Here is a 17,720-nt window from a genome sequence, read left to right as displayed (position 1 = left end):
AACGCCGGAGGGCGCCCACCGCGATGCGGTGGGCGCCCTCCGGACGGTGGGACCGAGCTGCCTACTGCTCGCCCTGCTCCTGCTCCTGCTCGCCGTGCTGCTCCTGCTCGCCCTGGTCACCCCGGTCACCTTCGGCACCGTCGGCGTCCTCGAGGGTGGAGCCCTCCGGCGCCAGGCCGGTCTGGTCGAGGTCGGCGAGCTGCTCCTCGATGTAGTTCTTCAGGCGCGCACGGTAGTCGCGCTCGAAGGTCCGCAGCTCGTCGATCTTCTTCTCCAGCAGGCTGCGCTCGCGGCCGAGCTCCTCGAGGATCTGCGCCTTCTTCTGCTGCGCCTCGTGGACCATGCCGGTCGAGCGCTCGCGCGCCTCGGTGATGAGCTGCTCGTGCCGCGAGGTGGCCTCGGCGATGAGGTCGTCGTGGCGGGTCTGGCCGGTGGACAGCAGCTCGTCGTGGCGGCTCTGGCCGGTGGAGACCAGCTCGTCGTGGCGGCTCTGGCCTTCGGTGACGAGGTCGTCGTGCCGGCTCTGGGCCTCGGAGATGAGCCGGTCGCGGGTGGACTCGCCCTGGCCGACGTGCTCGTCGTGCAGTCGCTGCGCCATCTCGAGCAGGGCCGCGGCGCTGCCGCCACCACCGACGGCTGCGGCGGCCACGGGGACCGCAGCGCCCTGCGCCGGCTCGCCCTGCTGGGCCTCGCCGCGGACGACGGTCGCCTGCTCCTGCGCCTGGCGCCGCGCCTCCTCCACCTCCCGCTGGGCCTGCTCCTGCACCTCAAGGGCGCGGGCCTCGGCCTCCTCGGCGCGGGCGCGAGCCTCGTCGGCCTGCCGCTGCGCCTCGGCGAGGGCCTGCTCGACCTCCTGCGCTCGGGCCTGCTCCGCACCGGCGTGGGTCTCGACCTGCTGCTGGGCGTCGCCGATGCGCGCCTGCGCGGCCTGCTCCGCCTCCGCGGCCCGGGCCTGGGCGACCTGCTCGGCCTCCTCGGCCTTGGCGTTCGCCTCGGCGATCCTGGCCTCGGCCGCCTGCTCGGCCTCGGCTGCCTTCGCCTCGATCGCCTTGATGCGCTCCTGCACCTTGGCCTGCGCGTCCTCGAGCGCCTTGGCCTCGGCCTCCTGGGACGACTTGGCGTCCGCGTCGCTCTTGGCGACGACCGGCATGCCCTTGCTCTGACGGCACTCGTTGAGCTGGTCCCGCAGGTCGTCGGACTCCTTGACGATACGGCGCATCTCGGCGACGACCTCGTCGAGGAAGTCGTCCACCTCGCGCTCGTCGTAGCCACGACGGAACTGCGTGGGAGTGAAGTTCTTGTTGAGGACGTCCTCAGGCGTGAGCGTCATGTAGTCACCTCGGTTGGCAGGCATGAGCAGAGCAGGTCAAGCATCCCAGAGACTGGGTCGGTGCCAGCCTAGAGGATGGCGCCGGGCCCGCAGGATGGGGAGCGGGCTACAGGATGCCCATCAGGATGCTGGTGCCGAAGAAGAGGATCAGGAAGGCCAGGTCGAGCCTCAGCGCGCCCAGCTGGAGCGGCGGGATGAGCCGGCGCAGGGCCTTGAGCGGCGGGTCGGTGACCGTGTAGATCGCCTCGGCGATGACGAGGATGACGCCCTTGGGCCGCCAGTCGCGGGCGAACACCTGGACCCAGTCGAGCACCAGCCGCCCGATGAGCACGACGAAGAAGACGAACACCACGAAGCGGATGACGTCGGCGACGATGCTGGTCCCCAGGATCATGGGGTCACCCTGCCATGACGGGGACGCGGAGCGGGACCAGGGGCCGGATGAGGGCGGGCCGGGGGGCTCGGCCCGACCCTGACGGGGTCAGCTCTGGTTGAACAGGCCGCGCGTGGAAGGCGCCGGGGCGCCCTCCTCGGCCGAGACCTCGACGTGGGCGGGCGAGAGCAGGAACACCTTGGAGGTGACGCGCTCGATCTGGCCGTGCAGGCCGAAGACCAGTCCAGCGGCGAAGTCCACGAGCCGCTTGGCGTCGGCGTCGTCCATGTCGGAGAGGTTCATGATGACGGGGGTGCCGTCACGGAAGCTCTCGCCGATGTTCTTGGCCTCGTTGTAGGTGCGCGGGTGGATCGTGGTGATCCGGTTGAGGGCGCCGACCTCGACGTCGCGGACGACACGGGCGACCGGGGTCCGCTGCGGCAGGGGCGTCACGGCGGCGGAACGCTCGACGGGGGCCTCGTGGCGCTCCTGGCGCTGCTGGGGCTCGTCGTAGTCGTACTCGTCGTACCCCTCGTAGCGCTCGTCCTCCTCGGCAAGCCCGAGGTAGACCATCGTCTTGCGCAGCGCCCCAGCCATTGAGAGCTCCCTTGGTGTCCAGAAAGTGTGTGGTGACACGTGCGGGTCCTGCCGTGTCCGTGCTCGGGACCGAAGTTACCGGTGTGGCTGTCGAGTTCCGAGGATTGCGCTCCCGACACGCAGGTGTGTCGCTCCGTGGGTGATGGCCGCCTCGAGGTCGCCGCTCATCCCGGCCGAGACCCACGTGGCGTCCGGCTGCCTGTCACGTACGGCGCCGGCCACCTCGCGCAGCTGCGCGAAGGCGGGTGCCGGGTCGGCCCCCAGCGGCGCGACGGCCATGACCCCCCGCAGGCGCAGGTGCCCGCTGTCAGCGACCAGGCCGGCGAGCTCGACCGCACCCTCGGGCGCCACTCCCCCGCGCCCCCTCGCCTCGTCGAGGTTGACCTGCACCAGCACGTCGAGGGCTCGTCCTGCCGAGGCCGCGGCCGACTCCAGGGCGTGCACGAGCTTCGGGCGGTCGACGGACTGCACGACGTCGGCGTAGCGCACGACCGACGCGGCCTTCTTCGACTGCAGCTGGCCGATGAAGTGGACCCGCAGGTCGTCCCGCCGGGCGACGTCGCGCAGCTTGGCCGACACCTCCTGGTCGCGGTTCTCGCCGATGTCGGTGATGCCGAGGTCTGCCAGGAGGTCGACGTCGGCGGCCGGGAAGAACTTCGTCACCGCGACGAGGGTCAGCTCGCCGGGGTCGCGACCGGCCCCCTCGCAGGCCCGGGCGATGCGGTCACGGACTGCCGCCAGGTTGCGCTCGAGCTCGGTACGCCGCTCCTGGTCGCTCACGAGGCCGCCAGGACCACGACACCGGCGAACCTGCCGGTGCGGCCGTCGCGACGGTAGGAGTACAGGCGCTCGTCCTCGCGTGCACAGCCCGGGACCCATTGCACCGCAACGTCGTTCGCGTGCAGCTGTGCCACCACCCCGGAGGCGACGTCCACCGCCGCCGTGCCCGTCCACGACACCGCCGCCGACTCGGGCGAGACCGCCGCAGCCGCGTCACGCATCTGCGGCGGGACCTCGTAGCAGCGACCGCACACCGAGGGGCCCACCACGGCAGCGATCTCCTGGGCGCCCAGCTCCCGCATGCGCGCGACCGCGATGTCGACGATGTGCGAGGTCATGCCCGGCCTGCCTGCGTGCACGGCGCCGACCACACCTGCAGCGGGGTCGGCGAGGAGCACCGGGGTGCAGTCGGCCACCAGCGCCGCCAGCGCGACCCCCGGGGTCGCCGTGACGACCCCGTCGGCAGACGGCGCGCCGGCGCCGTCCCACGGCCCGTCCACGACGACGACCTCGTTGCCGTGGCACTGCTGGAGGAACAGCAGGTGGTCCCGGTCGACTCCCATGGCCCCGGCGACCCGGGTGCGGTTGGTCTCCACCGCCTGCGGGTCGTCACCCACGTGGCCACCGAGGTTGAGCGACCCGAACTCCCCAGCGCTCACACCACCCTCACGGTCGGTGAACCCCCAGTGGACCGGTCCCGACTGACCACGCGCGAAGAACACGGACCCAACCTAGTCCGCCCCCGAGGACGGTTGCGCCCGGGCAGGCGAAGGGCGCCGGACCCCAGGGGGATCCGGCGCCCTTCGGCACGAGTCGGTGCTGGCTACTTGAGGAAGTCCGGCACGTCGAGGTCGTCGCCCTCGTCGAACGTCACCGTCCGCGGCGGGCGGCCGGCCGGCTCGCGCGGAGCAGTCGGCTCCTGTGCAGGCGCCTGGGCAGGAGCCTGCGTCTGGGCCGGTGCCTGCGCCGGTGCCTGGGCGGGCGCCGGCTGCGACGGCTGGAACATCGGGTTGGGCTGCTGGCGGACCTGCTGTGGCTGGGCCTGGCCGGCGGGAGCGGCAGCGGGCTGCTGCTGCGCCGGACGGGACGAGCCCTGGATCTGCCCGATGGCCCGGTCGTTGTCGCGCTTGAGGGGCGCCCCTCCGTCGAACCCGGCGGCGATCACGGTCACCCGCACCTCGTCACCGAGGGCGTCGTCGATGACGGCACCGAAGATGATGTTGGCCTCGGGGTGGGCGGCCTCCTGGACGAGGCGGGCCGCCTCGTTGATCTCGAACAGGCCGAGGTCGCTGCCACCCTGGATGGACAGCAGCACACCGTGGGCGCCGTCGATGCTGGCCTCGAGCAGTGGGCTGGAGATGGCGAGCTCGGCGGCCTGGACCGCGCGGTCGTCGCCGCGGGAGGACCCGATACCCATCAGGGCCGAGCCCGCACCCTGCATCACCGACTTCACGTCGGCGAAGTCGAGGTTGATCAGGCCGGGGGTGGTGATGAGGTCGGTGATGCCCTGGACACCGGAGAGCAGCACCTGGTCGGCGGACCGGAACGCGTCGAGCATCGACACGGCGCGGTCGCTGATCGACAGCAGCCGGTCGTTGGGGATGACGATGAGGGTGTCGACCTCCTCGCGGAGGTTGCCGATGCCGGTCTCGGCCTGGTTGGCGCGGCGACGGCCCTCGAAGGTGAACGGGCGCGTCACGACACCGATGGTCAGGGCGCCGAGGCCCTTAGCGATCTTGGCGACGACCGGGGCGCCACCGGTGCCGGTGCCGCCACCCTCGCCGGCGGTGACGAAGACCATGTCGGCCCCCTTGAGGACCTCCTCGATCTCCTCGGCGTGGTCCTCGGCAGCCTTCTTGCCGACCTCGGGGTCGGCTCCGGCGCCCAGCCCGCGGGTCAGCTCGCGACCGACGTCGAGCTTCACGTCGGCGTCGCTCATGAGCAACGCCTGCGCGTCGGTGTTGATGGCGATGAACTCCACGCCCTTGAGGCCGACCTCGATCATGCGGTTGATGGCGTTGACGCCACCTCCGCCGATGCCGACGACCTTGATGACGGCCAAGTAGTTCTGCGGTGCTGCCACGGCGGTGGGCCTCTCCTGAATGCGGTGCTGGGGTCTAGACGTCAAGTCGAGGGTTAGACTTATGTCAACTTTCCGGTGCCGCCGACGCTATGCGTTGGGTGGGAGGCAGGCAACGAGGCATGCCGCGTGTCGCAGCACGGATTGGCCCGATTTCCGGGTTTCTCGACGGGGCTGCCAGGACTGTCGCAACACCGGTCACAACAGCCCCACTGGCACCACTCTCGCAGAGCCGGCCCGCACGGTGCGACGAGGGTCCGTCAGCGGGTGACCGGGGTGTCCGGCGCGCTCACGTCGACCACCTTGGGAGACCCCTTGAGCAGTGCCGTCATGATGGCCAGCTTGCGCTCCGGCTCCTGCACGCCGCCCCACACCACGGTGGTGCGCCCGATGGTCAGCGTCACGAGGTTGGCGCTGCTCACGGTGACCTTGCCGACGCGGTGCTGCATGCTCGCCGGCAGCACCCGCACGACGCTGACGGCGGCGGCCAGGGCGTCCTTCGACAGGGCGGAGTCGCTGGCGGCGTCGACGACCGGGACGCCCTTGGGCGCCGTGCTCACCTGGGCGTACGCGACGCCCTCCTCATCCACAACCTTTAGTTGACCTTGAGGGTTTTTGACCACGAGGAAGGGCACCCGCGGGCTGGCGTGGATGACCAGGGTGCTCGGCCACGAGCGCTCGATCGAGACGTCGGCGACGGTGGCCCGCTCGGCGACCCGCGCCGCGACGAGGTCCTGGTCGACCCGGGCGAGGGGCTCCCCCAGCCGCACCGCGGCGAGGTCCCTGATCGGTCCCACCTCGGAGGCAGGGACGCCGACGACGTCGACCGTGCGCACCGCCAGGACCGGGCTGAACGCCACCACCCACACCAGGAAGCCGATGACGACGAGCAGGCCCGCGGCGTACGCCCCGAGCCGCACGGGGCGGCGCCGCACCTCCTGGGCGCGGCGCTGGAAGCGGGCCGCGGAGGAGGCCAGGCCGGTCGTCCGGCCGGACGGCCGCTCCTGCGGACGGCCGGCGGTGGGTCGGGTCGAGGAGGTGGGTCGGCTGGAGGTGGTCGATCGGGAGGAGGAGGAGGAGGCGGCGACCCGGGCCGACGAGGTGGCACGGGTGGACGAGGGCGGGCGGCTCACGACTCCCCCAGGGCCCGCAGGATCTCCGGCCCCACCATGGTGACGTCACCGGCGCCGACGGTGAGGACGAGGTCGCCCGCCCTGGCTCGGCTCGCGACCTCGCCGGCCACGGCGGACCAGGACGGCACCACCGTGACGTCGGCGTTGGCACGGACCTCGCGCAGCGCGTCGGCGACGAGCTCGGAGGAGACACCGGGGACCGGGTCCTCGCGCGCGCCGTAGACCTCCATGAGCAGGACGACGTCCGCAGGCGCCAGGGCCCGCGCGAACTCGGCGGCGAAGTCGCGGGTGCGCGAGTAGAGGTGGGGCTGGAACACGACGAGCAGCCGGCCCTGCTCTCCCACCAGCTCGGCCGCGGTCGACACGACGGCCGACACCTTGCCGGGGTTGTGCGCGTAGTCGTCGACGACCGTGACGCCGGCGGCCGTGCCCTTGGGCTCGAACCGGCGCCGGGTGCCGGTGAACCCGAACAGCCCGTCGAGCACCCGGGTCGGCTCCTGCTCCAGGCCCTCGACGGCGACGGTGTAGGCCGCGGCGGCGTTGAGCAGGTTGTGGCGTCCGGGGATGTTGATGCGCAGCGCGCGGTCCTCGCCGTCCGGACCGGCCACGGTGACCCGGCTCATCAGGCCGCGCGACACCTCGTCGCGCAGGACGACGTCGGCCTCGGGTGACCACCCATAGGTCAGCACCCGGGTGCCCGCGGCCCGGGCAGCGGTGGCCAGCTCCAGCGAGCCGGCGTCGTCGTGGCAGGCCACGAGGAGGCCGCCCGGCTTCACTGACGCGACGAACTGCGCGTAGGCCTGCTGGACGTTGGCGAACGTGCCGTAGAAGTCGAGGTGGTCGGCCTGCACGTTGGTGACGACCGCGACGTCGGGGCGGTAGACGAGGAACGAGCCGTCGCTCTCGTCGGCCTCGGCGACGAAGACGTCGCCGGTGCCCCAGTGGGCGTTGGTGCCGTGCTTGGCCAGCTCGCCGCCCGCCGCGAAGGAGGGGTCGACGCCGCAGTGCTGCAGGGCGACGGTGAGCATCGAGGTGGTCGTGGTCTTGCCGTTGGCCCCTGCGACCGCGACCCGGCGGGAGCCGGCCATCGTGCTGGCGAGGGCCTGGGAGCGGTGCAGCACCCGCAGCCCCCGACGGCGGGCCTCGGCCAGCTCGACGTTGGACTCGCGGATGGCGGAGGAGATGACCACCGTGTCGACGCCGTCGAGGTGGGAGACGTCGTGACCGACGTGCACGGTGGCACCCTCGGCCGCCAGCGCGGCGAGCACGGGCGACTCCTTGGCGTCGGACCCGGAGACGCGGCACCCGCGGGCCAGCATGACGCGGGCGACACCGGACATCCCGGCACCGCCGATCGCGATGAAGTGCACCGCCCCGAGCTCGCCGAGGGGTGGCACGGGGTCGGTGAACGTGAACCGCTGGTTCTCGCCGTTCATCGTCGGCCGGCCCCTGACGAGCCCCCTGACGAGCACCCCGACGAGCCCCCGGACGTGCCTTCGGACCAGGCCCGGACGACCAGGTCGGCCAGCGCCTCGTCGGCACCGCGGGTGCCGACGCCGGCGGCGGCGGCCGCCATGGTCTCCAGCCGCGGGTGGTCCACCACGAGCGGGGCGAGGGTGAGGTCGACCCACCCGGGGGTGAGGTCGGCGTCGGCGACGAGGATGCCACCGCCCGCGGCCACGACGTCGGCGGCGTTGTAGCGCTGCTCGCCGTTGCCGATGGGCAGCGGGACGTAGACGGCGGGCAGGCCGACGGCGGTGAGCTCGCACACCGTGTTGGCCCCCGCGCGCGCGACGACGAGGTCGGCGGCGGCGTACGCGAGGTCCATCCGGTCGGTGTAGGGCAGGGCGACGTACGGCGGCCCGGTCTCGGCCCGCTGCGGCGTGAACTCCTTGCCCGCGCCGGTGAGGTGCAGGACCTGCACACCGGCGCCGCTGAGCGACGCGGCCCGGCTCTCGAACGCGGTGTTGAGCCGCTGTGCGCCGAGCGAACCACCGGTGACGAGGACGGTCGGCCAGTGCTCCTCGAGGCCGAAGTGGGCCAGGCCCTCCGCGCGGCTGGCGGCCCGGTCGAGCCGGCTGATCTCCTGGCGCAGGGGCATGCCGACCACGGTCGCGTGGGGCAGCGAGGTGCTGGCGAACGTCGTGGCGACGTGGTGGGTCAGCCGCGCCCCGACCCGGTTGGCCAGGCCCGGGCGGGCGTTCTGCTCGTGGACCACGATGGGTATGCCGCGCCGCCGGGCGGCGAGGTAGGCCGGCGTCGAGACGTAGCCGCCGAAGCCCACGACGACCTCGGCTCCCGCCTCGTCGATGGCACGCGCGGCCGCGTCGACCGCCGCACGGAGGCTGTGCGGCAGGCGCAGCAGGTCGGCCGAGGGCTTGCGGGGCAGCGGCACCTTGGGCACCACCACGAGGGGGTAGCCGCGCTCGGGGACGAGCCGGCTCTCGAGGCCGGTCTCGGTGCCGAGGGCGGTGACCCGGATGTCGGGGTCGCGCCGGCGCAGGCAGTCGGCCAGGGCGAGCAGCGGTGAGACGTGCCCCGCCGTCCCCCCACCGGCCAGCAGGACCGAGGCGGGTGTCGTCGTCGTCATCAGCGTCCCCGTCGTCCGGGCAGCACGGCCAGCGACCGGCGCACCACCGAGGGCTTGGCCGAGAGGGCTTCCTGGCAGCCGGGTTCCTGGCGTGCGAACGACAGGAGCATGCCCAGGGCGAACATCGAGGTCATGAGGGACGACCCGCCGTAGGAGACCAGGGGCAGCGGCACGCCGATGACCGGGAGCAGGCCGATCACCGCGCCGATGTTGATGATCGCCTGGCACACGATCCACGCCATGACCCCGGCGGTGGCGATGCGGACGAAGGTGTCCTTGGTGCGCAGCACGATGCGGTAGCAGACCAGGGCCAGCGCGCAGAACAGGCCGAGCATGACCAGGGTGCCCGGGAGCCCGAGCTCCTCGCCGAGGATGGCGAAGATGAAGTCGTTGTGGGCCTCCGGCAGCCAGGACCACTTCTCGCGCGAGGCGCCGAGGCCGACGCCCCACCACCCTCCGTCAGCGAGGGCGTAGCGGCCGTGCAGCGGCTGGCGCGCGGCGCCGTACGGGTCGGTGTCCTTGCCCAGCCACACGTCGAAGCGGGCCAGCCGGTTGGGGCTGGTGACGACCATGAGGACCGCGAGCGTGGTGAAGGACGCGGCACCCCAGACGAACAGCCGGCGCGGCACCCCGGCGGCGAACAGCACGGCGGCGACGACACCGCCCATGACCATGACCGTCCCGAGGTCGTGGCCGGCGAGAACCAGCCCGATCGTGGCCACCGACGCGGGGAACAGGAACGGCACCACGACGTGGCCGAGCTTGCCGAGCGAGCGGCGCTTGGCGGACAGGACGGCAGCGCCCACGAGGACGAGGCCGACCTTGGCGAACTCCGACGGCTGCACGGTGACCGGCCCGGCAGCGAGCCAGTTGCGGTTGCCGTTGACCGAGATGCCGAGGGGGGTGAAGACGAGGAGCTGCATGAACAGGGCCACGAGCAGGATCGGGACGGACAGCGCCTTCCAGGTCCGGACCGGGACGTGGGCCGCGATGCCCATGGCCACGGCCCCCATGAGGGCGAACTGCAGCTGCTTGCGGAAGTAGAGGTATGGCGTGCCGTTGTTGGTCTGGACCAACGACATCACCGAGGACGCGGACAGCACCATGATCAGCCCGATGACGACGAGGACGACCGCGACCGAGAGCAGGACGTAGTAGCTGGTCACGGGCGAGTCGAGCCGCTGGAGCCAGCTGCCGACGCGGCCGGACTCCTCGCGACGCGCCGCGGGCCTGGCCCCGGACGACGTGGCGGTGGCGCTCACGGCTACTCCCCCTGCGGCCCGGTCGACCGGCCGCCGGACGTGCGGCGACGGTCCACCGCGGCGGCGAACGCGTCGCCACGGGCGCCGTAGTCGGTGAACATGTCCATCGACGCGGCGGCCGGGGCGAGGAGCACCGTGTCGCCGGGCTGGGCCAGCCCGGCGGCCTGCGCGACGACGACATCCATGGCACCAGTGTCCGTGCTGGGCACGTCGACGACCGGCACATCCGGCGCGTGTCGGGCGAGTGCCTCGGCGAGGCGCTCCCGGTCGGCGCCGAGCAGCACCACGGCCCGCAGGCGCGGGGCCGCCTCGCGGACGAGGTCGTCCACCTCCGCGCCCTTGAGCAGCCCGCCCGCGACCCAGACGATGTGCTCGAACGACTGCAGCGACGCCAGCGCGGCGTGCGGGTTGGTGGCCTTGGAGTCGTCGACGTAGCGGACCTCGTCGACCTCGCCGCAGTCGGCGATGCGGTGCGGCTCGGGGCGGAACGCGCGCAGGCCGTCGCGGACGGCCACCGGCGGGACGCCGTAGGCACGTGCGAGGGCCGCGGCGGCGAGGGCGTTGGCGAGGTTGTGCGGCGCGAGCGTGGCGGCCGAGCCGCGCACGTCGTCGAGGGTGGCCAGCTCGGCCGCCGAGGTCTTGCGCTGCTCGACGAACGCGCGGTCGGCGAGGATGTCGTCGACGACGCCCACCATCGACGGGCCGGGCGTGCCGAGGGTGAAGCCGATCGCCCGGCAACCCTCCTGCACCTCGGCCTCCATGACGAGCCGCTCGGTCGTGGCGTCCTGCACGTTGTAGACGCACGCGACCTTGGTGTTGGCGTAGACCTTGCCCTTGGCCGCGGCGTACTCCTCGAACGAGCCGTGCCAGTCGAGGTGGTCGGGGGCGACGTTGAGGCAGGCCGAGGCGTGCGGCGCCAGGCTGTCGGACCAGTGCAGCTGGTAGCTGGACAGCTCCACGGCGATGACGTCGTAGGGGTCGGGGTGCAGGACCGCCTCGAGGATCGGGGTGCCGACGTTGCCGGCCGCGGTCGCGCGCAGGCCCGCGGCGCGCAGCATCTCCGCGAGCATGGTGACGGTCGTGGTCTTGCCGTTGGTGCCGGTGATGGTCAGCCAGGGGGCCGGGCCGACGGCGGCCCGCATGCGCCAGGCGAGCTCCACCTCCCCCCACACCGGGATGCCCGCAGCAGCGGCCTGCGCGAGCAGGGGCTGGGTGGGGCGCCAGCCCGGGGAGGTCACGACGAGGTCGGGGACGACGTCGGCCGGGAGGGCGGCGACGTGGTCGGGCCCGAGGCGCACGTCGACCCCGAGGATGTCGAGGATGCGGGCGCGCTCCCCCAGGCCGGTGTTGGCCTCGGGGTCGCCCCCGTCCACCGCCACGACGTGGGCGCCGCGCTCGTGGAGGGCGTCGGCGGCGGCGAACCCGCTGACGCCGAGGCCCGCGACGACGACCCGCAGGCCGCTCCAGTCCGCGCCGCCGTCCGTCAGCCCGTCGAGCCGTCCGCCGACCGGTGTGCTGCTCACTGCTGCTGCTTCCTCACTGCTCGTGCCACTGCGTGTCCGGGTGGGACCGGTTGTCCGGGGCTACTGCGCCCCGACGACCCACTCGGCGTAGAAGAGTCCCAGCCCCAGCGCGACGAACAGCCCCGCGATGATCCAGAACCTGATGACGATGGTGACCTCGTTCCACCCCAGCAGCTCGAAGTGGTGCTGCAGCGGCGCCATCCTGAACACCCGTTTGCCGGTCATCTTGAACGAGCCGACCTGGATGATGACCGAGAGGGTGATGGTGACGAACAAGCCACCGAGGATGACCACGAGGAGCTCGGTCCGGGTGGTGATCGCCAGGCCCGCCAGCGCGCCGCCGAGGGCGAGGGAACCGGTGTCCCCCATGAAGATCTTGGCCGGCGAGGCGTTCCACCACAGGAAACCGAAGCAGGCGCCCATGGCCGCGGCCGCGACGACCGCGAGGTCGCGGGAGTCCCTGACCTCGTAGCACTTCAGGCCCGGCGTGATCTGGCAGTTCTGGTTGCCCTGCCAGATGCCGATGAGGACGTAGGCGGCGAACACCATCACCGAGGCGCCGGTGGCCAGGCCGTCGAGGCCGTCGGTGAGGTTCACGCCGTTGGACGTTCCCGCGATCATGATGTTGGCCCAGATGACGAACAGGATCAGCCCCACCAGGCTGCCCGCGAAGGCGAGGTTGACCGGGGTGTCGCGGACGAACGAGACGTAGGTCGACGCCGGGGTGCGGTGCTTGGCGTTGGGGAACTGCAGCGCGAGCACCGCGAACACCACCGCGACCAGGGTCTGCCCGGCGAGCTTCTCCCCCGACCGCAGGCCGAGGCTGCGCTGCTTGGAGATCTTGATGTAGTCGTCGAGGAACCCCACCAGGCCGAGGCCGGTCATGAGGAACAGCACCAGGACACCGCTCCACGTGAGCGGTGTGCCGGTGACGACGTGCGCGAGCGCGTAGGCGGCGAGGCTGCTGCCGATGATGACCGCGCCACCCATGGTGGGCGTGCCGCGCTTGGTGTGGTGCGACGTGGGGCCGTCGTCGCGGATGAACTGCCCGTAGCCCTGCTTGACCAGGAACTTGATGAACATCGGGGTGCCGAACAGCGCGCCCACCAGGGAGACGACGGCAGCGATCAGGACCGCCTTCACGTCGCGTCCTCCTCGCTGTCGGGACCGGCTTGCGCGGCCACCCGGTCTCCGAGCCACCGTAGCCCGGCGTCGCGGCTGGACTTGAACAACACGACGTCACCGGGACGCAGATTCTCGACGAGCAGGTCGTGTGCGGCGTCGGCGTCGGGCACCCAGACGGCCTCCTCGCCCCACGACCCCTCGTGCTGGGCCCCGCTGGCCATGGGCCGCGCGAGGTCGCCGACCACGACGAGCCGGGAGATGTTGAGCCGCACGGCGAGCCGCCCGATGGCGTCGTGCTCGGCGGTCGACTCGTCACCGAGCTCGAGCATGGAGCCCAGGACCGCCCAGGTGCGGCGCCCCTCCCCACCCATGGCGGCGAGCGCCTTGAGGGCGGCGCGCATCGAGTCGGGGTTGGCGTTGTAGGCGTCGTTGACGACGGTGACCCCGTCGGCCCGCTCGACGACCTCCATGCGCCACCGGGAGGCCGGCGTCGCCGTGGCGAGCGCCGCGACGACGGGGTCGAGGTCGAGCCCGCACTCCAGCGCCGTGGCGACGACGGCGAGGGCGTTGCCCACGTGGTGCTCGCCGTGCAGGGGCAGCGTGGCGGCCGCCTCCCCCACGGGGGTGAGCACGGTGAAGGACGGCCGGCCGGCGGCGTCGAGCGTGATGTCGGTGGCCCGGACCACCGCGTCCGTGGCGGTGCCGACCAGCTGGACGCGGGCGGGGGTCCGGGTGGCCATGGCCCGCACGGCGGGGTCGTCGGCGTTGAGGACCGCGAGGCCGTCCTCGGGCAGGGCGGCCACGAGCTCGGCCTTGGCGACGGCGATCGCCTCGCGCGACCCGAACTCGCCGACGTGGGCGGAGCCGACGTTGAGCTCGATCCCGATCCGCGGGGGGGCGATGGTCGTGAGGTAGTGGATGTGCCCGATGCCGCGCGCACCCATCTCCACGACGAGGTAGCGGGTCTGCGGCGTGACGCGGAAGACGGTCAGCGGCACCCCGACCTCGGAGTTGAGCGAGCCGACCGGGGCCACCGTCGGTGCGTCGGTCGACAGGACCGCCGCGAGCAGGTCCTTGGTGGAGGTCTTGCCGGAGGAGCCGGTGATGCCGATGACGGTGAGCTGAGGGTGGCGGTCGACGACCGCCCTGGCGAGGGACGCCATACCGGCCTGCACGTCGTCGACGACGACGCACGGGAGGTCGTCGACCTCGCGGGTGGTCAGCGCTGCGACCGCGCCGAGCCCTGCTGCGGCGGGGACGAACCGGTGGCCGTCCTGCTGCTCGCCCACGCGGGCGATGTAGAGACCGCCGGGGCCGGCCTCACGGGAGTCGGTGACGACGGGGCCGTCGACGACGAGCCGGTCGGCCGCGTCCTCCGGTATGCCGTGCAGCCTCCCACCGGTGATGGTGGCAATCTCCTGCAGGGACAACGGGATCACGCGACTCCTCCGCGCTCGAGGCTGATGGCGTCCAAGGCCTTGGCGGCCTCGACGCGGTCGTCGAAGGGGTGCACCGTGCCGGCGACCTCCTGGCCGGTCTCGTGACCCTTGCCGACCACGGCGACCACGCTCCCCGGACCGTGACGGTGGGCGGCACGCACGGCGGCGGCGATGGCGGCGGCGCGCCCCTGCACGTCGTGCAGCTCGGCGTCCGTGCCCGCGTCCCGGGCCCCCTGAAGGACTGCACGGCGGATCGCCGCGGGGTCCTCGGACCGGGGGTTGTCGTCGGTCACGACGACGACGTCGGCCCCGGACGCAGCGGCGCGGCCCATGGCGGCACGCTTGCCCCGGTCGCGGTCACCGCCGGCACCGAGGACGACGACCAGCGCCCCGGTGGTGGCCGGTCGGAGCGCCGCGAGGGCAGCGGCGACGGCGTCGGGTGTGTGGGCGTAGTCGACGACGACCAACGGCAGGGAGGGGTCGGCGGCCACGCGGGTCGGCGCCACCCGCTCCATGCGCCCCGGGACGTGCGGGTCGACGAGCAACGCCCGCTCGGTGTCCTCGGCGGTGATGCCGGAGGCCATGAGCGCCAGGGCTGCCATCGCGGTGTTGACCCGGTTGAAGTCGCCGGGCAGGGCCGATCGCAGTCGTAGGGTGGTCGTGCCGTCGGACAGCGTGAAGCCGGCCGGGTCCTCCCCCGCCACGAGCCGCCAGTCGGCGTCGACGTCGGCGCGCGACGTCAGCCTCGTGACCGGCACGCCGGCGGTGCCGGCGAGCTCGCGGCCCCACTCGTCGTCGACGCAGACGATGCCGCGGCGCGACCGCTCCGGCGTGAACAGCGACGCCTTGGCCTCGAAGTAGTCGCGCATCGTGGGGTGGAAGTCGAGGTGGTCCTGCGACAGGTTCGTGAAGAGCGCGACGTCGTAGACGACCCCGTCGACACGGTGCTGGCTGAGGGCGTGGCTCGAGACCTCCATCACGCAGAAGTCGACACTCCGCTCGACCATGACGGCCAGCAGCGCGTGCAGGACGGTCGCCTCGGGGGTGGTGCGCATGCTCTTGACCCGCTCGTCCCCGATGCGTGTCTCGACTGTGCCGATGAGGCCGGTGGTGTGCCCCAGCGCGGTCAGGGCGGAGTTCACGAGGTAGGCCGTGGTGGTCTTGCCGTTCGTGCCGGTCACCCCCACGAGGCGCAGGGCGGGGTCGGCGGTGCCGTAGACCTCCCGCGCGACGGCGCCCACGACACCGCGCGGGTCCTGGACCACGACCCGCGGGACGTCGACACCCTCCTCGGCGAGCACCTGCTCCCCTGCGTGGTCGGTGAGGACCGCGACCGCGCCGGCGGCGAGGGCGCCGGCGGCATACCGGGCGCCGTGGGTGTTCGCACCGGGAAGGGCGGCGTAGAGGTCACCCGGGACGACGTCCTGGGAGCTGAGGGTGACCCCCGTCACCTCGACGTCTGCACCCGAGCCGGTGCCGTCCACGAGGGACGCCACGGCGGAGAGCGCGATGGCGTGCGGGGACGCCGGTCGGGGGGAAGGCACGGACAGCGAGCCTACCGTCAGCGCCGCAGGCCGGACGTGCCCGACTGGTGGTCGCGCAGCACCGACGGGTCGTCCTTGGCCGGGGTCTCAGCTGCCTTCACCTGGACCACCGGGGACTTCGTGCCGGTCGGCGGGACCTGCAGCTCCTGCAGGGCGTAGGTCATGACGTCCTTGAAGACAGGCCCGGCGACGGCGCCACCGAAGTAGCCCTTGATGGGGCGCTGGAGCGTCACCGCGACGACGATCTCGGGGTCGTCGGCGGGGGCGAACCCGATGAAGCTCGCGGTCTTGCCGGAGTAGCCGCCCACCTTGGCGTCGTAGCGGTCGGCGGTGCCGGTCTTGCCGGCCACGCGGTAGCCCGGGATCTTGGCCTCGGGCGCGGTGCCCTCCTTGCCGACGACTCCCTCGAGCATGTCGCGGACCTTCTTGGCGGTCGTGGCCGAGACCACCCGGATGCCCTGGGCCTTGGGCGCCGGGGTGAACCCGCCGTGGCCGTCGCTGGTGGCGGCCACGATGCGCGGCGGGATCCGCACGCCGTCGTTGGCGATCGTCTGGAAGACCCCGGCCGCCTGCAGGGCGTTGACCGACAGGCCCTGCCCGAAGAGCACGGTGTAGCGCTGCGAGCCGTTCCAGTCCTTGACGTTGGTCAGCAGGCCCGGGCCCTCACCCGGGAAGCCCATCCCCGACGTGGCGCCGAGGCCGAACTTCTTGAAGTAGCTGTACATCGTCGACGCCTTGACCTTCTCGCCGGCCAGGATCGTGCCGATGTTGCTGGACTGCGCGAGGACGCCCGCGAAGGTGAGGTACTCGGTGGCGTGGTCGTGGCTGTCCTTGAACTCGGTGCCCGAGCGGTGGATGCGGTTGGGCACCTCGACCACGGTGGACGGCGTGACGGCGCCCTCCTCGATGGCCGCCGACGCCGTGATGACCTTGCCCGTCGAGCCCGGCTCGTAGACGTCGTTGAACGCCTTGTTGGTCCAGTTCTCGCTGGCCTGCCCCGGCTGGTTGGGGTCGAACGTCGGGTACGACGCGACGGCGAGCAGCTCACCGGTCTTGACGTTCGTGACGACCACCGTGCCCGACAACGCCTTGGTCTCGTTGACCTTCTGCGCCACGGCGTTCTGGGCGAACCACTGCAGGTCGGAGTCGAGGGTCAGCTTGACGTCCTTGCCCTCGACCGGCGGGATCGTCTCCTGACGCGCGTTGGGGATGGCCCGGCCGTCCTGGGAGTGCTCGAAGATCGTCTTTCCGGCCCTGCCCTTGAGGACGCCGTCCTCGAGGACCTCGAGGCCACCGCCGGCCGTGCCGTCCGAGCGCAGGAACCCGACGAGCGAGGCGGCGGCCGTGGAGGTCGGGTAGTTGCGGTCGGACGTGGCCTCGGAGTAGACGCCGTTGACGCCGAGCTCGGAGATCTTGCGCCAGTTGAGCGGGGTGATGTTCCGCGCGAGGACGCGGTACTTGGCCGTCCCGGTGAGGTCCTGCGTGAGCTGGTCGACGGGGATGTTCAGCAGCGGCGAGAGGTCCTCGGCGGCCCCGGCGACGCCCACCTTGGTGCGGACCCCGTCGACGCTCTTGACGTACTCCGGCACGGCCGTCTGGTCGACGGTCACCGTGCGCCGCTCGATGCTGGAGGCGAGGATCGTGCCGTTGCGGTCGAGGATGGAGCCGCGCATGGCCAGCAGCGGCACCGTGGTGGTGCGGTTGGTCTGGGCGTCCTTGGAGACCGCCGAGGCGTCGAAGCCCTGCAGCCGCAGCAGCTGCGCGCCGAAGATGCTGAACACGAAGAGCACGGCCACGGTCATCGTCCGCATGCGGCGACGCGGGTTGGAGCCGTCGAGGCTGACCTTGCGCCCGACCGGGCGACGCGGCGGTGCCGCCGGTGGCCTGGGTCCGGTGCGTCGCGGTGCCCCGGCACCCGTGGGACGGGCGCCTGCGGGGGCGGGT

Annotated in this window: 15 protein-coding genes; all 15 read right to left on the bottom strand. The window is 72.5% G+C overall.

Annotated features, from left to right (window positions below):
- Positions 1 to 61 precede the first annotated feature (61 nt).
- On the bottom strand, positions 62 to 1,330 hold the full coding sequence (locus tag ASG70_RS20210; protein ID WP_056883835.1) for a DivIVA domain-containing protein: 1,269 nt from the start codon (positions 1,328 to 1,330) through the stop codon (positions 62 to 64).
- 106 nt (positions 1,331 to 1,436) lie between these two features.
- The gene (locus tag ASG70_RS11075) at positions 1,437 to 1,724 is read right to left on the bottom strand and encodes a YggT family protein (RefSeq protein WP_056883834.1); all 288 of its coding nucleotides are present in this window, start codon (positions 1,722 to 1,724) and stop codon (positions 1,437 to 1,439) included.
- Positions 1,725 to 1,811: 87 nt separating this feature from the next.
- The gene (locus ASG70_RS11070; RefSeq protein WP_056883833.1) at positions 1,812 to 2,300 is read right to left on the bottom strand and encodes a cell division protein SepF; all 489 of its coding nucleotides are present in this window, start codon (positions 2,298 to 2,300) and stop codon (positions 1,812 to 1,814) included.
- A 75-nt stretch (positions 2,301 to 2,375) separates the two neighbouring features.
- Positions 2,376 to 3,080, bottom strand: coding sequence for a YggS family pyridoxal phosphate-dependent enzyme (locus ASG70_RS11065; RefSeq protein ID WP_056883832.1), 705 nt, complete (start codon positions 3,078 to 3,080; stop codon positions 2,376 to 2,378).
- The gene (gene pgeF / locus ASG70_RS11060) at positions 3,077 to 3,802 is read right to left on the bottom strand and encodes a peptidoglycan editing factor PgeF (RefSeq protein ID WP_056883831.1); all 726 of its coding nucleotides are present in this window, start codon (positions 3,800 to 3,802) and stop codon (positions 3,077 to 3,079) included. The genes ASG70_RS11065 and pgeF overlap by 4 nt, the downstream gene beginning before the upstream one ends.
- Positions 3,803 to 3,903: 101 nt before the next feature.
- Positions 3,904 to 5,163, bottom strand: coding sequence for a cell division protein FtsZ (ftsZ, locus tag ASG70_RS11055; RefSeq protein WP_056883830.1), 1,260 nt, complete (start codon positions 5,161 to 5,163; stop codon positions 3,904 to 3,906).
- 257 nt (positions 5,164 to 5,420) lie between these two features.
- On the bottom strand, positions 5,421 to 6,293 hold the full coding sequence (locus ASG70_RS11050) for a cell division protein FtsQ/DivIB (RefSeq protein WP_056883829.1): 873 nt from the start codon (positions 6,291 to 6,293) through the stop codon (positions 5,421 to 5,423).
- Positions 6,290 to 7,729, bottom strand: coding sequence for a UDP-N-acetylmuramate--L-alanine ligase (murC, locus tag ASG70_RS11045; RefSeq protein ID WP_056884159.1), 1,440 nt, complete (start codon positions 7,727 to 7,729; stop codon positions 6,290 to 6,292). The genes ASG70_RS11050 and murC overlap by 4 nt, the downstream gene beginning before the upstream one ends.
- Entirely contained in the window at positions 7,726 to 8,883 is a 1,158-nt protein-coding gene (murG, locus tag ASG70_RS11040) for an undecaprenyldiphospho-muramoylpentapeptide beta-N-acetylglucosaminyltransferase (protein WP_056883828.1), read from the bottom strand. The genes murC and murG overlap by 4 nt, the downstream gene beginning before the upstream one ends.
- Entirely contained in the window at positions 8,883 to 10,145 is a 1,263-nt protein-coding gene (gene ftsW, locus ASG70_RS11035; RefSeq protein WP_056883827.1) for a putative lipid II flippase FtsW, read from the bottom strand. The genes murG and ftsW overlap by 1 nt, the downstream gene beginning before the upstream one ends.
- Before the next feature lie 2 nt (positions 10,146 to 10,147).
- The gene (murD, locus tag ASG70_RS11030) at positions 10,148 to 11,668 is read right to left on the bottom strand and encodes a UDP-N-acetylmuramoyl-L-alanine--D-glutamate ligase (protein ID WP_056883826.1); all 1,521 of its coding nucleotides are present in this window, start codon (positions 11,666 to 11,668) and stop codon (positions 10,148 to 10,150) included.
- Between the two features lie 60 nt (positions 11,669 to 11,728).
- On the bottom strand, positions 11,729 to 12,811 hold the full coding sequence (mraY, locus tag ASG70_RS11025; RefSeq protein ID WP_056883825.1) for a phospho-N-acetylmuramoyl-pentapeptide-transferase: 1,083 nt from the start codon (positions 12,809 to 12,811) through the stop codon (positions 11,729 to 11,731).
- Complete coding sequence (murF, locus tag ASG70_RS11020) at positions 12,808 to 14,232, bottom strand: UDP-N-acetylmuramoyl-tripeptide--D-alanyl-D-alanine ligase (protein ID WP_056883824.1); 1,425 nt, start codon at positions 14,230 to 14,232, stop codon at positions 12,808 to 12,810. Before murF ends, mraY begins: the two co-directional genes overlap by 4 nt.
- The gene (locus ASG70_RS11015; protein ID WP_056883823.1) at positions 14,229 to 15,776 is read right to left on the bottom strand and encodes a UDP-N-acetylmuramoyl-L-alanyl-D-glutamate--2,6-diaminopimelate ligase; all 1,548 of its coding nucleotides are present in this window, start codon (positions 15,774 to 15,776) and stop codon (positions 14,229 to 14,231) included. Before ASG70_RS11015 ends, murF begins: the two co-directional genes overlap by 4 nt.
- Before the next feature lie 17 nt (positions 15,777 to 15,793).
- The gene (locus ASG70_RS11010) at positions 15,794 to 17,587 is read right to left on the bottom strand and encodes a penicillin-binding protein 2 (protein WP_056883822.1); all 1,794 of its coding nucleotides are present in this window, start codon (positions 17,585 to 17,587) and stop codon (positions 15,794 to 15,796) included.
- Between the last annotated feature and the right edge of the window lie 133 nt (positions 17,588 to 17,720).

This window comes from Phycicoccus sp. Soil748, from assembly GCF_001428025.1.
Taxonomy (GTDB): domain Bacteria; phylum Actinomycetota; class Actinomycetes; order Actinomycetales; family Dermatophilaceae; genus Pedococcus.
Note: the sequence above shows the minus strand (reverse complement) of the source record. Positions and strands in the feature narration are given on the sequence as shown.